The organism is Methylorubrum extorquens (assembly GCF_024169925.1).
GTDB classification, from domain to species: domain Bacteria; phylum Pseudomonadota; class Alphaproteobacteria; order Rhizobiales; family Beijerinckiaceae; genus Methylobacterium; species Methylobacterium extorquens_A.
Genome location: NZ_JALJXF010000001.1, coordinates 2,219,925 through 2,233,772, shown reverse-complemented (window position 1 = coordinate 2,233,772; position 13,848 = coordinate 2,219,925). Strand labels below are relative to the sequence as shown.

General features: G+C 71.0%; 11 protein-coding genes. All 11 read right to left on the bottom strand.

Annotated features, from left to right (window positions below):
• Positions 1 to 362 precede the first annotated feature (362 nt).
• Positions 363 to 872 (bottom strand): prolyl-tRNA synthetase associated domain-containing protein, encoded by a 510-nt coding sequence (locus tag J2W78_RS10465; protein WP_253370335.1) that lies wholly within the window; start codon positions 870 to 872, stop codon positions 363 to 365.
• 13 nt (positions 873 to 885) lie between these two features.
• Positions 886 to 1,680 (bottom strand): electron transfer flavoprotein subunit beta, encoded by a 795-nt coding sequence (locus tag J2W78_RS10460; RefSeq protein WP_253370333.1) that lies wholly within the window; start codon positions 1,678 to 1,680, stop codon positions 886 to 888.
• Positions 1,677 to 2,897, bottom strand: coding sequence for an electron transfer flavoprotein subunit alpha/FixB family protein (locus J2W78_RS10455; RefSeq protein WP_253370332.1), 1,221 nt, complete (start codon positions 2,895 to 2,897; stop codon positions 1,677 to 1,679). The genes J2W78_RS10460 and J2W78_RS10455 overlap by 4 nt, the downstream gene beginning before the upstream one ends.
• Positions 2,894 to 4,792 carry a (Fe-S)-binding protein gene (locus J2W78_RS10450; RefSeq protein WP_253370330.1) on the bottom strand — a complete coding sequence of 633 codons (1,899 nt, stop codon included), beginning with the start codon at positions 4,790 to 4,792 and terminating at the stop codon, positions 2,894 to 2,896. The genes J2W78_RS10455 and J2W78_RS10450 overlap by 4 nt, the downstream gene beginning before the upstream one ends.
• Before the next feature lie 367 nt (positions 4,793 to 5,159).
• Entirely contained in the window at positions 5,160 to 7,202 is a 2,043-nt protein-coding gene (locus J2W78_RS10445) for an FAD-dependent oxidoreductase (RefSeq protein ID WP_253370328.1), read from the bottom strand.
• A 69-nt stretch (positions 7,203 to 7,271) separates the two neighbouring features.
• On the bottom strand, positions 7,272 to 8,417 hold the full coding sequence (locus tag J2W78_RS10440; protein ID WP_253370326.1) for a hybrid-cluster NAD(P)-dependent oxidoreductase: 1,146 nt from the start codon (positions 8,415 to 8,417) through the stop codon (positions 7,272 to 7,274).
• A 2-nt stretch (positions 8,418 to 8,419) separates the two neighbouring features.
• A complete protein-coding gene (locus tag J2W78_RS10435; protein WP_253370324.1) occupies positions 8,420 to 9,679 on the bottom strand; it encodes an aromatic ring-hydroxylating oxygenase subunit alpha in 1,260 nt (419 codons plus the stop codon).
• A gap of 124 nt (positions 9,680 to 9,803) precedes the next feature.
• Positions 9,804 to 10,598: an inositol monophosphatase family protein gene (locus J2W78_RS10430; protein WP_253370323.1), complete on the bottom strand. Its 795-nt coding sequence runs from the start codon at positions 10,596 to 10,598 to the stop codon at positions 9,804 to 9,806.
• Positions 10,599 to 10,601: 3 nt separating this feature from the next.
• Positions 10,602 to 11,537: a phosphotransferase gene (locus tag J2W78_RS10425; protein ID WP_253370321.1), complete on the bottom strand. Its 936-nt coding sequence runs from the start codon at positions 11,535 to 11,537 to the stop codon at positions 10,602 to 10,604.
• 10 nt (positions 11,538 to 11,547) lie between these two features.
• Complete coding sequence (locus tag J2W78_RS10420; protein ID WP_253370319.1) at positions 11,548 to 12,528, bottom strand: phosphotransferase; 981 nt, start codon at positions 12,526 to 12,528, stop codon at positions 11,548 to 11,550.
• Entirely contained in the window at positions 12,525 to 13,829 is a 1,305-nt protein-coding gene (locus J2W78_RS10415) for a Zn-dependent hydrolase (RefSeq protein ID WP_253374013.1), read from the bottom strand. Before J2W78_RS10415 ends, J2W78_RS10420 begins: the two co-directional genes overlap by 4 nt.
• Positions 13,830 to 13,848: the final 19 nt, after the last annotated feature.

Sequence of the window (13,848 nt, the reverse complement as noted above, 5' to 3'; positions counted from 1 at the left end):
GCTCGGTGAGGCCATCTGAGCGCCGGCTCGACGGCGCGTGCGAAGGGTCGTAACGGGCCGGCAGATGGCGGCCCCGCCTTGGACCCGATCTCGGACCCGGCCCGGTCTTCGAGGTTCCCCGGACACAGCAGCGGCCCCGAACGCCCTTTCTCAGTCGCCGTGTGAGCGCTCTGGGAGGGTCTGCGGGGCCGCTGCTGTGTGTACAGGGTCGCCGGCTAGAGCCGTATCCGACCTGATTGCATCAGGCCGGCGTCTCTAGATCCTTGTTTTGACGCGCATTCTTTCGACGAACCGGTTTCCACTTCGTCGGAATGCGCTCTAGGTTGGAGAACGCCCGCGGCACGAGGTGCGGACGAGCCCCTTCAGGCCGCCGCACTCTCCGGGAGCGCGAACGGCGTGGGCTCGTGCCCCTCGGCCCGAAGGGCCTCCACGAGGTCGGCCGGAACGAGCGAGAGCGTGCGGGTGCTGACGAGCGGGTGGATATTGACCCGCGTCTCCTCCAGCAGGCTATCCTGAAGGAATACCCGCACGCTGCCCGGCGCAGCGTTGAGTGCGGCCAGCGGCGAGACGGCCCCACTCTCGACCCCGAGCTGTTCGCGCAAGGCTTCAGAGCTCGCGAAGGACAGGCCGCCGCGTGCGCCGAGCACGGCGCGGAACGCCTTCAGATCGACCTGAGCGTCATGCTGGAGCGTGAGGAGGAAGTAGGTCTTCTTCCCATCGCGCAGGAACAGGTTCTTGGTGTGGGCGCCGGCGATGTCGCCGCAGACCGCCATCATCGCCTCGACGGTGAGGACGGCTTCGTGCTCGTAGAGCTTGTAGGCGATGCCGCGCTCGCGCAGCCGCGTCAGCAGGTCGTCCGGGCTCAGGGGCATTGTTGCGTCATCCTCAAGTCTTCGGTTCCGCCAGCGGGGCGACCACGCCGATCTGCCGGAGATAGGCCAGGATCTCGCGGGCGGCGTCTTCGGGGTCGGGCTCGACCAGGAGCCGGCCGCTCGCGGCCGAGCCGCCCTCGCCGGTGGCCGCCTTGAGCCGCTCCGCCGCCGAACCGCCGGCCGGCGCGCCCTTCACGATCTTCGGCCGGCGGCGATAGGGCCGCTCCTCCACCGCCAAGGCCGCAGCCGGGAGGGCGGCGGGCGCGACGGCCAGCGCCTCGACGCGCCCGCGGCGCGCCCGGCCATAGGCATAGGCGAGGGGGGCGGGGGCGTCCGGGTGACAGGTGACGACGACGGGCCCCCGCACCACCACCCGGCGCAGGGCACCGCGCCCGAGACTCTGATCGAGGCGTAAGGCCCCCTCTGCGTCGAGCGCCGCCGCAACCACATCGGGCACCAGGGGCATCGAGAGGCTGCTGGCCAGGGCGTAGGGCACGAGGCCGCTCTCGTCGCCGCCCTGGCTGCGCCGCCCGGCCAGGACGACGTCGGGGGCGATCGCGGCGAGCCGCGCGGCGAGCGCCGGCACCGGATCGTCGCCTTCCGCGACCGCGACATGCTCGATGCGGTCGAGCCCCTGGCCCAGCGCCTCGGCCACCGCGGCGGCGTCCGGCCCGGCATGCAGGCCGACGATCTCGGCGCCCTGGCCGAGCCCGGCGGCCATGCGGATCGCCTGTGCCTCGAGCCGCGGCAGCACGGGCGCGCCGGAAACCGGATGGAGCCCGGCGGAGAGGAGGACCGCGATTCTCATGACGCCTTCCCCTCTCCGGCGGCCTCTTCCGCGAGCAGCCGCAGCAGGGCCGGCATCACGGCCTGGGCGTCCAGCACCACGGCAAGGCCCGCCCGCTCGATCATCGCTGCGTGGAGATCGGTGTTGACCGCCACCACGTGCTCGCAGCCGGCCACACCCTGGAGGTGCTGCGGCGCGCCGGAGATGCCGAGCGCAAAGTAGCAGGTCGCCGCGAGCACCGTGCCCGAGGCGCCGACCTGGGTGTGGCGCGGCATCAGCCCGGAATCGCACAGCACGCGGCTGGCGCCGGGCGTCGCGTGAAGTGCCGTCACCACCTCGCGGAAGGTGTCGAGATCGGAAAGGCCGTTGCCCGCCGACACCACGAACTCGGCGAGCGCGAGCGGCACGGTCGCGGGGTCGGCCGGGATGCGCGTCGCGGAGACGATGCTTTTGGCAACATCCGGCGCCGAGCCCTCGAAGGGCAGGGCACGAGCCTCCCGCGGCGCGCCGGCATAGTCGGCGACCGCGTCCGGCGCCACCGTGGCGAGGCGGGGCGGGGCGAGGCTCTGCTCGACCCGGCGGCCCCTGGCCGGGCGGACCAGCCCCTTGGCGGCGACCACTTCGGCGTTGGTGAACAGGGCCTCACCAAGGCCCACCGCGACGCGGCGGGCGAGGTCGCCGCCATCGAGCGATTCCGGGAACAGGACGTGGCGCGCCCCGAGGTCTGCGAGCGCGGCCTCGATGCGGGCGGCCCGAGCCGCCGGATCGTAGCCCTCCGCGCCGTCGAGCCGGAGCACCCGGTCGGCGCCCGCCGCACCCAGCCCCTCGCACTCGCCTTCCACGATGACTGCGACGGCGCCCTCGCGCCCGGCCAGCGCGCACGCCGCGCCGATCACCTGCCGGTCATGGCCCGAGAGACGGCCGCCGGGGGCATCCGGCACCACCGCGACGAGGAAGGCGGGCGTCTCGACGATGATCGTCTTCGGCGCCTTGGCCACCGGCGCGGTCCGGGGTGCGGCGGCGACCGCCTCCCCGATCGCGCGGCTGATCTGGCTGAGGTCGTAGCGCAACCGCGCAAAGCCCCCGATGCGCTGCGCCTCGCGCTCGGCCCGCGGATCGCGGCGGGGGCGGCCGGAACCGGTGGCACGGCGGGTGCGGTCGTAGCGGGGGCGGAGTCCCTCGCCGGCGAGGAAGTGGGCGGCCCACTCGGCGCGCGGGTCGCGGCGGGGGCGACTCATCGGCCCGCCTCCACCGCCTGGAGCAGCAATTCGGCCACGTCGCGAATCTCCGCCTTGCGGTCGGTCACGCCCTCCAGCATCGCCGTGCAGGAGGGGCAGGCGACGGCGACGATGCCCGCACCCGTCTCGGCGGCCTGGGCCATGCGGATGTCGGGGATGCGGCGCTCGCCCGGCACGTCGCTCACCGGCGCGCCACCGCCGCCGCCGCAGCACATCGCCCGGCGCCCGGAGCGGGTCATCTCGCTGCGGGTCACGCCGATGGCGTCGAGCACCGCCCGCGGTGCCTCGGTCTCCCCGTTGTAGCGGGCGAGGTAGCAGGGGTCGTGATAGGTCACCGAAAGGTCCGGCAGGCGGCCCGGATTGAGCTTGCCTGCCCGGATCAGCTCCAGCAGGAGGGCGGTGTGGTGCACGACCGTGTAGCGCCCGCCGAGCGCCGGATACTCGTTGCGCAGGGCATGCAGCGCGTGCGGGTCGGCGGTGACGACCCGCGTGAAGCGGTATTTAGCCAGCGTCGCGATGTTCTCCCGCGCCAGCGCCTGGAAGGTCGCCTCGTCGCCGAGCCGGCGGGCGAGGTCGCCGGTGTCGCGCTCCTCCGCGCCCAGCACCGCGAAATCGACTTGCGCCTCGCGCAGCAGCCGCACGAGGGCGCGGAGCGAGCGGCCGTAGCGCAGGTCGTAGGCGCCCTCGCCGAGCCAGAGCAGGACATCGACGGGCTCACGCTCTGCGATCCGCGGCAGGTCGAGCCCGGCGGCGAAATCGGTGCGGGAGCCAAGCGGGCGCCCGCCGGGATCGCCGGACTGGCGCAGCTCCGTCACCGGGACGACGGCCTTCTCAGGGAGAGCCCCGCGCTCCAGGGTCTCGTGCCGGCGCAACGAGACCACGGCATCGACGTGCTCGATCATCATCGGGCATTCCTCGACGCAGGCGCGGCAGGTGGTGCAGGACCATAGCGTGTCGGGATGGATGCGCGCGTCGGGCCCGATCAGCCGGGCCAAAGCCCCGCGCTCGCCTTGCCCCGCCCGGCCGCCGGGATAGGGGTTGCCGGCGTAAGCGGGCTCCGCGGGCGAGAGGCCGGCGACGAGATCCTGAATCAGCTTCTTCGGGTTCAGCGGCTGGCCGGCGGCGTATGCCGGGCAGGCGGTCTCGCAGCGCCCGCAGCTCACGCAGGCATCGTAGGACAGGAGCCGATTCCAGGTGAAGTCGGCCGGCATCTCCGAGCCGAGCCGGGGCGCGTCGAGGTCGAGGGGCTGGAGCGCGGTGTCGGGGCGGCCCTCGAACCGGCCGGGCCGGGGATGGGCGACGAGGTGAAGCGCGCCGGCCGCCGCGTGGCGCATCGGGCCGTGGCGCACCTCGTAGGCGAGGCCGAGCCCGCCCGCGGCCGCAAGCGCCAGGGCGACGGAGCCGAACACGCCCCCGCCGCCGAAGGCGAGGAGCAGCGCAGTGAGCGTGCCGCCGATGGCGTAGGCGAGGAGCAGGAAGGGCAGGATCTGGAAGTGGCCGGCGGAGAGGCGCTTCTGCTTGGCCGGATAGCGCCGGGCGCCGACGAGCAGGGAGCCGACCGCCGTCACCCCGAAGGCGAGCGCCACGAGGAACCAGTAGGGCCGGAAATCGGCCAGCGGCGGCAGGATCGCCAGCGCCGTCAGGATCGAGGACGCGAGCAGGCCACCGGCCACGACCGCGTGCATGCGCGAGGCGTAAGGATCGCGCGCCACGACGTGGTGGACATCGACGAGATAGCGCCGGGGCAGCTTGGCCAACCCGTCGAGCCACGCCACCGGCGCGGCCGCGCCGACGCGCCAGAGGGCGGCGCGGCGCGAGACCTGAACGAGAGCGAGCGCCGCCATCAGCCAGACGAGGCCGGGAAACACCGTGGTCAGGGGGATGACGCTGGTCATGACGGTGGTCTCAAGGGCCGGACTGGGGTGTGCACTTCATCGCCCCCGGATGAAGCGTTCGAAGGCCATGCATCCCCTCTCCCCGCTTGCGGGGAGAGGGCCGCGACGACCCCGTCGTCGACGCGGCGAGGCGGCAGCCGAAGGTGAGGGGGCGGTTCAGGGCGAGCCTCTCGCGGCCACGCCCCCTCACCGCCGCTCCGGCTTCGCCTCCACTTCCCGCAGGCACGACAGGGTGCCTGCGGGCCTCTCCCCGCCCAATCCCGGGCTTGCCCAGGATTGGCAAGCTATCACCGAAGTCGGGTAGACCCGGCTTCGGGCGGGGAGAGGGGGGAGCCACGGCAGGCTCCGTGCCTTCACGAGAACCCGATCACAGATCCTTGCACAGCCGCAGGGCGTCGTAGATCGCCGCGTGGATGTTGCGGCCCGAGACCGCGTCGCCGATGCGGTAGAGGGCGTAGCCCTTCGACAGGTCGTAGGGCTGCGGCTCGCCGCGGATCATCGCTTCTTGGTCGGTCTGGCCGTGATTGACCGCAGCACCCTTCAGCGAACGATAGAGCCCGTCCACGGGCAGCGTGCCGTGATCGACGACGATGCGGTCAACGAGGCGCTCCTCCTCGGCGTCGGTCATGGTGTTGCGCAAAGCCGCGACGAAGCGGTTGCCCTCCGGATAGATCTCGATCAGCTCCATGTTCGGCGTCATCACCACGCCGAGCTTGTACAATTCGCGCAGATGGATCGGCTGGTTGGTGGTGCCGACCTCTTCCGCGACCATGCGGTCGTGGGTGGCGATCTCGACGAGGCAGCCGCGCTTGGCCAGTTGCTCGGCCACCGACGCCGCGTTGTGCTGGCCCATCTCGTCGTAGAGCAGCACCGAGCCGGTGGGCTCGACCGCGCCGATCAGCACCTCGGTGGTGGTCACCGCGTGCTGCTCGGCGCCCTTGGCGTGACCGCGGAACGGCGTGCCGCCGGTGGCGACAATGACCACGTCGGGCTTCTCGGCGCGGATCGCCTCCTCGGTCGCTTCGGTGTTGAGGCGCAGATCGACGCCGAGCTTGGTCACCTGGGCGACGAGCCAGCGGGTGATGCCCGACATCGCTTCGCGCCAGCCGGCTTTCGCCGCGATGCCGATCTGGCCGCCGGCAACCGCATTCTTCTCGAACAGCACCACCGCATGGCCGCGCTCGGCGCAGACGCGGGCCGCCTCGAGGCCGCCTGGGCCGGCGCCGACCACCACGACGCGGCGGCGCACATCCGCCTTGCGGATCTCGTGCGGCATCGTCGCCTCGCGGCCGGTGGCGGCATTCTGGATGCAGAGCGCGTCGCCGCCGACATAGATCCGGTCGATGCAGTAGCCCGCGCCGACGCATTGGCGGATGTCGTCGGCCCGGCCCTCGGAGAGCTTCTTCACGAGGTGCGGGTCGGCGATGTGGGCACGCGTCATCGCCACCATGTCGACATGGCCTTCCGCGACCGCGCGGGCCGCGGTGGCGAGATCGGTGACGCGCTGGGCGTGGAACACCGGGACGTCGACCTCGCGCTTGATCGCGCTCGGCAGGAACAGGAACGGGGCGACCGGGAACGACATGTTCGGCAGCGAGATCGCGTGGGCGATGTGGTCGCGCGCCTGACCGCCGAGGATGTTAAGGAAGTCCACGAGGCCGCGCTTGGCGTATTCAGCAGCGATCGTCAGGCAATCCTCTTGGCTCAGGCCGTCGGCGATCATCTCGTCGCCGGACATGCGGATGCCGATGACGTAGTCGTCGCCGGCCGCCTCACGCATCGCCTCCAGCACCTCGATGCCGAAGCGCATCCGGTTCTCCAGGCTGCCGCCGTATTGGTCGGTGCGCTGGTTGACGGACGGCGACCAGAACTGGTCGATCAGGTGGCCGTGGGCGGCCGAGACCTCGCAACCGTCGAGTCCGCCTTCCTTGCAGCGGCGCGCGGCCTGGGCAAAGCTTTTGACGATGCGGGCGATGTCCTCCGCCTCCATCTCCTTCGGGATAGTGCGGGAGGCGGGCTCGCGCCGGGGGGAGGGCGAGACGGTGGGGAGCCAGTGCTCGGTGTCCCACTTGGTGCGCCGGCCCATATGGGTGAGCTGAATCATCAGCTTGCCGCCGTGCGCATGCACCCGGTCGGAGAATTGCTGGAAGAATGGGATCACCGAGTCGTCGGCGACGGAGATCTGGTTCCAGGGCGCGGCGGGGCTATCGACGGCGACCGAGGAGGAGCCGCCGAACATGGTGAGCCCGATGCCGCCCTTGGCCTTCTCGGCGTGGTAAAGCTGGTAGCGCTCCTGCGGCTTGCCGTCCCGGCCGTAGCCGGGGGCATGGCTCGTGGACATCACCCGGTTTCGGATGGTGAGGCCCTTGATGGTGAGCGGCTTCAGCAGCGCATCGGCATTGGCGATCACGGGACGACTCCCGAAGACATGGGGAAAGCTTGGGGACGCGAAGAGTGCCGGCCCGGCGGCCGGGATCATTCAGCGTTCGACGACGAGGTCGCTGGTCGGCTTGGAGCAGCACAGCAGCGCCATGCCGGCGTCGATCTCGCGCTGGCGGATGCCGCCGGCATGAGTCATGGCGACGGTGCCCGAGGTGAGCTTCGACTTGCAGGTGCCGCACAGGCCCTTGGCGCAGGAGGAGGGCAGGCGGATGCCGGCCTTGCGGGCGGCGTCGAGCACCGTCTCGTTCTCCGGGCATTCGAGCACGCGGCGGGTCTTGGCGAACTCCACCCGGAAGGTGCGCACGCCGCCCGCGGGTGCGGCCTCGGCATCGAGCTCCTTGCCCGCCTCGGCCGCAGCCTCCTGCTCGGCCTCCGGCAGTTCGCCGAAGTCGAAGCTCTCCTGATGGTGCCGGGCCATGTCGAAGCCGGCATCTTTCAGCATGGCCCGCACCGCGTCCATGTAGGGCTTGGGGCCGCAGACGAAGACTTCGCGCTCGGCAAAGTCCGGCACCGCCGCGCGCAGGATGTCGAGGGTGAGCCGGCCTTTCGGACCCGCCCAGGTCTCGCTCGGAGAATCGGTCTCGCAGACCGCGTGGAAGTGGAAGGCGGGATCGAGCCGGGCAATCGTCTCAAGCTCGCCCCGGAACACGATGTCGGCGGGCGAGCGGGCGGAGTGGACGAAGGCCACGTCGCGGGCCTCGCCCAGATCGTGGAAGGTCCGCGCCATCGACATCATCGGCGTGACGCCGCTGCCGCCGGACAGGAGCAGGTACTTCTTGGCCGGATGGGTGAAGCAGGAGAACTCGCCCATCGGCCCGAGGGCGCGCACGGTGTCGCCGACTTTCAGGTTGTCGTGCAGCCAGTTCGAGACCGGGCCGCCGGCCACACGCTTGACGGTGAACGCGACCGCGTTCGGCCGCGTCGGCGCCGAGGAGACCGTGTAGCAGCGGTGGATGGTCTCGCCGCCGACCTCGAACGAGAAGGTCAGGAACTGGCCCGGTGCATAGGCAAAGCGCCGGGGTTCTTTCGGGGCGAGCACGAAGGTCTTCACGTCGTGCGTCTCGTCGCGCACCGCGAGGCAGACCAGCCTGTCGTCGGCCTCCGCATCCCAGGGCGCGGAGGCCGCGAGCCGCGCGGCGGCCGGCTCGGCCGGGGCGGGGGCCGGGAGGGGAGCCGACGTCATGCTCAGCGCCCCAGATGCGCGGCCATGCGGCCGACATACCAGTTGCAGAATTTCTCGACGAGCATCTCGGTGTGCGGCGAGTAGGGGCCGGGCTCGTAGGCCGGGCTCGCGACCCCCTGCTGGCAGATGCCGACGAGCTCGCTGTCCTGATCGTTGGTGGCTTCCCAGACGCCGGTGAGGTTGGCGAGATCGTAATCGACGCCCTCGACCGCATCCTTGTGCACGAGCCACTTGGTGCGCAGCAGCGAGCGCTCGGCATCGAGCGGCAGCACCGAGAAGGTGACGATGTGGTCGCCGAGGAAGTGGTGCCAGGAATTCGGCTGCGTCCAGACCGACAGTCCGCCGGCCTTGGCGCTGGTGAGGTTGCCCAGAAGCTTCTTGCAGGCGGCCTTGGTGTCGAGGGTGTGGGACTCGCCCTCACCGTCGAGCGGCAGCCGCTCGGTGCGGAAGCCCGTGATCATGGTGTCGAGCTCGTCGATCTCCTTCGACGGCAGGCCCTCCGCCTCCCACTCGCCGTGGCGGGTGTTGAGCAGGCAGCCGTAGCGCTCGGCGTTGACGCGGTCGTGCTCGTCCATCTCTTCGGGCGCGAAGCCGAAGCCGTAGGCGAAGAGCGGCACGGTCAGCTCGGGATGGTTGGCCCCGCAATGGTAGCACTCGCGGTTGTTCTCCATCGTGAGCTTCCAGTTGCCGGGCTCGATGATGTCCTTCTGGAAGGCGACCTTGGTGTCGCGCACGTTGTGCGGCTCGATATAGGGGCCGAGGCGGGCGGCCATGTCGTCGAAATCGGCCGGGGGCTCGTTGGCGAGGCAGATGAAGAGCAGGCCGGCGAGCGAACGGACATGGACCGGCTTGAGGCCGTGGCAGCCCTTCTTGAAGTCCGGGCCCATATGCTCGGCGTGGATCAGGTTGCCGGTGAGGTCGTAGGTCCAGGAATGGTAGCGGCAGACGAGGTTGCCGACCGTGGACTTCTCGTCGTGGACGAGCCGGGCGCCGCGGTGGCGGCAGACATTGTGGAAGGCGCGGATCTCGTTGTCGTCGTCGCGCACGATCGCAACCGAGGTCTTGCCGATATCGACGACCATGACGTCGCCGGCCTCGGGCACGTCGGGCTCGACGCCGACATAGATCCAGTGGCGGCCGAAGATGATCTCCATGTCGGCCTCGAATACCTCGGGGCTGAGGTAGAACGGAGCCGCGAGGGTGTAGCCGGGGCGGCGCTCGCGCAGCAGGCGCTGAAGCGGGGTCGGCGTCACATCGAGCATGGGGACCTCCCGAGCCGTATCTGGCTTTCGGGAACTATCGTTCGTCGGGGTCCGCGTCGCTTCCATATCAGCGACATCCCCTTGGCAAACCGCGACGCGGGGAAATCGGCGGCTTCAAGTCGTCCTACGCCCGCAGGACCGCCAGCGCCTCGGCGTGCAGTTCAGGCGTCGCCGCCGCGAGCACCCGCCCGTCGGAGGCGAGGGAGAGGTCCTCGCCGCTCCAGTCGGTGATGACCCCGCCCGCCGCCCGGATCACCGGCACCAGGGCCATGTGATCATAGGGCTGAAGGCCGGTCTCGGCGATCAGGTCGCAATGGCCGGAGGCCAGCAGGCCGTAGGCGTAGCAGTCGCCGCCGAAGCGGCGCAGGGCCGTTTTCGCGATCAGGCGTCGATAAGAGGCCTCGTCCGCTCCGATGAAACCCTCGGGCGAAGTGGTGAAGAAGCGCGCCGCCGACAGGCTCCGGCAGGTGCTGGTCCGCGCGGGCTCGGCCCCGAAGCGGGCCTCCCCCGGTACGCCGGTCCAGCGCTCGCCGAGTGCGGGCATGTCGATCAGCCCGACGACCGGCGCCCCTCCGTCGAGGAAGGCGATCAGGGTGCCGAACAGCGGCAGGCCGGTGACGAAGCTCTTGGTGCCGTCGATCGGGTCGATCACCCAGACCGGGCCGCCGCCGGGCGTGGCTCCGGGCTTCACCCCCATCTCCTCGCCGAAGATGCCGTGATCGGGAAACCGCGCCTCGATCAAGCTGCGCAGGCGCACCTCGATGGCGCGGTCGGCCAGCGTCACCGGGCTCTCGTCGGCCTTCGTCACGATGTCGAGTGGGGTGCGGAAATACGCGAGCGCGATCGGGCGCGCGGCCGCGGCCAGTTCGGCCGCGAAGGCGAGGATATCGTCGGGTGCGAAGGTTTCGGACGTGGTCATCGCTCAGAGCGCCTTCAGGAAGAGCGGCCAGCGTGGGTCGTTCATGATCGAGCGGGCGCGCATGTGCTTCCAGATCCCGTACTTGTAGAAATCGAAGTCGAGGGTGGAGATGCGGTTCTGCACCATCGCCCAGGTCGACCATTTCACGTCGGCGAGCGCCTTGTGCACCATCAGGCGCGCGAACAACGCCTCGTCGTAACGGCCGAAATACTGCTCGATCAGTTCACGATCGACGCTTTCGGGGAAGAACATCTCCCCGCTCCAGATCGCGATGTCGTAGAGCCGGTCGTTGTTCGAGGCGTACTCGAAGTCGATCAGGAGGATCGAGCCGTCCTCGCCGAGGAGGAAGTTGCCCGGCATCGGATCGTTGAAGCAGGGCACGAGGTCGAGGCCGGAGGCTTCGAGCGCCGCCCGCGCCAGCCGGGTCTGGCGGGTCAGCCAGGCTTGGTCGGGCGGCAGGAGCGCGCCGAGTTCGGCGGCTTGGCGATCGTGCTCGTCGATCATGTCGAACACGGTCTTGGTCAGCGGCAGGAGCGGGGCCGCGTGGAAGCGGCGGTAGACGCGCATCGCCTCCGCCCGCAGGGCCGGGTCGGCAAAGTCGCGGTTGGTCGAGGGGCGGCGCCCATCCACGAACTCGGCGATCTCGATGCCGTGCGCGTCGAGATCGTCGAAGGTGCGGGGACCGAGGCCGATCACCTCCGCCTGCCGGCTGGCGGCGCGGGCGGCGGCGCGGTCGATGAACATCTCGGTGCCGCGGCCCGGCATCTTGACGAAGTAGGGATGCGGCTCGCCCTCGATCTCGACACGCCAGTTGACGTTGCTGATCCCGCCGAGCACCGGGCGGTAGCGCGTCGGGCGTCCCTGCCAGCGCGGGACGGCGCGCAGGGCGGCCTCGAAGGCGTGCTCGGCTTCCGTTGCGGCATGGCCCAGAGCGATCATGGTCGTCTCCTCACAAGGCTCTCAGGGTTTCCTCGAAGCCCGGACGGCCGACGCGCATCCGGCAGCGCAGGAAGCGCCACGCGGCGTACTTGCGAAATTCGAGCCCGCGGCGCGGCGAGAGCCGGTCCATGACGAGCGCGCGCAAGCCCCAATGCAGATCGTCGGCGGCGGCATAGGCGCGGGCGCGGTTGAACACGTCCGGCCGGAACGCGCCCTCCGCCATCTCGATGCCGGCCTGCATCGGTGTCTCGAAGGGGCAGGCCTCGTTGAGGAAGGCGCCGAGCTGGTAATGGGGGTCGGTGTCGCAGGCCATGTCGAAATCGACGAGTTGCAGGGCGCCTCCGGGGCCGAACATGAGGTTCGAGGCGTGCGGGTCGGCATGCACCGGGCGGAGATCGGTGCCGGCGGCGGCCAGCGCCGCCTCGATCGCCTCGGCCCAATCGAACAGGAACCACGCATCGGGCGGCAGGGCGTCGGCGCCCGGCCCGAGCAGGGCGCGAAGGTCACGGATCGCCTCGAACACGTTCCAGGGCCGGCCGAAGGGTTCGCCCGCGCCGATCCGGCGGAAGGCCTCGATCACCGTGGCCATGTTGTCGGGCCGCTGAAGCGTGTCGAGGGTGGCCGGGCGCCAGTCCGGGCCGAGACACCGGAACAGGATCGCGCCCTGCTCCGCCGCGACATGCAGCGGTTCCGGTGCGAGGCCCAGCGCCGCGATCTGTTGGGCCGCGCGGAAGGCGGCGGCGGGGTCGAGCAGCGCGGCGGCGCAGGGCTCGGAGACCTTGAGGAACAGGCTCGGCGCGACGCCCTGGGCTTGCGCGACGTAAAAGGTCGTGGATTCGACCCCGTGATAGGAGGGCGAGGCGAGGCCCGGCACCGCCACGGCGTAATGCGGTACCTTTCCGTGCAACGCCGGCAGCGCGGAAAAGGCCTGCGCCAGGGCGGCCTCGGCCAGCCGCTCGGGCGCGTCCTCGGGAACCCCCAGCGCCTTCATCGCCCCTCTCCCGCGGTCTCGATCGCGGCCATACCCTCGACCGCCAGGATCATCAGCATGTCGGCGAGCACCTGCGTGCCGAAGGCCTGGTCCTCCGGGCTCGCGAACTCGGTCGGGTGGTGCATCACGCCGCCGCGGCAGGGCACCGCCAGCACCACCGAGGGGCAGACCGCGCTGAGGCTGACGGCGTCGTGGCCGCCGATCGTGTCGAGGTGGCGGGTCGTCGTGCCGTTGGCCGTGCCCGCGCGCTCGGCGAGCCGCACGAGGCCCGGCGCCATCGGGCCGGCGGCGCGCCGGTCGATGGCGCGCACCTCGTGATCTACCTCCGCGCGGGCGGCGGCCAACTCGATGGCCGCCTTGAGCCGGAGTTCGGCCTCCTCCAGGATCGCGGGCGAGCCGGAGCGCAGCTCGATGAACAGAACCGCCTCGCTCGGGACGGTGTTGGGCGAGTTCGGCCGCACTTCGAGCCGGCCGACGGAGCTGTGCAGGTCGAGGCCGTAATCGGCCGTCATGGCCTTGAGGTCGGCGATCAGGTAGGCGGCGCCGAGAAGCGCGTCGCGCCGCTCGGCCATCGGCGTCGGGCCGGTATGGGCTTGGCGCCCGAGGAAGGCGAGGCGGTACTTGGTGGCGCCCCAGTAGCGGGTGAAGGCGCCAAAGTGCAGACCCTCGCGCTCGAGGATCGGCCCGCCCTCGATATGCAGCTCGATGAAGGCGTCCGGCACCGGCACGGCGTCGCTCCCGGCATAGCCGATCCGCGACAAGGCCTCGCCGACGGTGACGCCGTCGCCGTCGCTGCGGGCCAGCGCCCAGTCGAGCCCGGCCGCGCCGGTGAAGACGCTGCTGCCGAGCAGGCTCGGCTGGAAGCGGGCGCCCTCCTCGTTGGTCCAGTTGGCGACCGTGACGTTGCAGGCCGGCGCCACGCCCGCCGCTTCGAGCGCTTCGCGCACGGACAGGATCGCTTCGCATGCGGCGAGCACGCCGAGCGTGCCGTCGAAGCGCCCGCCATTGGGCTGGCTGTCGAGATGCGAGCCGACCATCACCGTCGGCGCGCCGGGCCCCGCGAGTTCAAGAACGCCGAACTGGTTGCCGATCGCGTCGACCTTCGACGTAAAGCCGTGCGCGGAAAACCACGCAGCGAGCCAGTCGCGCGCCTGCCCGTCCTCCGGCGACAGGGTCAGGCGGGTCAGCGCGCCGTCCGGCCCGGCGCCGAAGGCCGAGACCGCCTCCATCATCGCCTGGAGGCGGGCGGGGTCGATCCGCACGGGGCGCAGATCCGTCCTGTCGGCCGGCATGTCGGGCATGGATCTCATCGATGTCTCG

Coding starts and splice junctions, on each gene's coding strand:
- J2W78_RS10435 (WP_253370324.1), bottom strand. CDS start 9,679: ATGCTCGATGTGACGCCGACCCCGCTTCAGCGCCTGCTGCGCGAGCGC.
- J2W78_RS10440 (WP_253370326.1), bottom strand. CDS start 8,417: ATGACGTCGGCTCCCCTCCCGGCCCCCGCCCCGGCCGAGCCGGCCGCC.
- J2W78_RS10460 (WP_253370333.1), bottom strand. CDS start 1,680: ATGAGAATCGCGGTCCTCCTCTCCGCCGGGCTCCATCCGGTTTCCGGC.
- J2W78_RS10465 (WP_253370335.1), bottom strand. CDS start 872: ATGCCCCTGAGCCCGGACGACCTGCTGACGCGGCTGCGCGAGCGCGGC.
- J2W78_RS10425 (WP_253370321.1), bottom strand. CDS start 11,537: ATGATCGCTCTGGGCCATGCCGCAACGGAAGCCGAGCACGCCTTCGAG.
- J2W78_RS10450 (WP_253370330.1), bottom strand. CDS start 4,792: ATGACCAGCGTCATCCCCCTGACCACGGTGTTTCCCGGCCTCGTCTGG.
- J2W78_RS10455 (WP_253370332.1), bottom strand. CDS start 2,897: ATGAGTCGCCCCCGCCGCGACCCGCGCGCCGAGTGGGCCGCCCACTTC.
- J2W78_RS10415 (WP_253374013.1), bottom strand. CDS start 13,829: ATGCCCGACATGCCGGCCGACAGGACGGATCTGCGCCCCGTGCGGATC.
- J2W78_RS10430 (WP_253370323.1), bottom strand. CDS start 10,598: ATGACCACGTCCGAAACCTTCGCACCCGACGATATCCTCGCCTTCGCG.
- J2W78_RS10420 (WP_253370319.1), bottom strand. CDS start 12,528: ATGAAGGCGCTGGGGGTTCCCGAGGACGCGCCCGAGCGGCTGGCCGAG.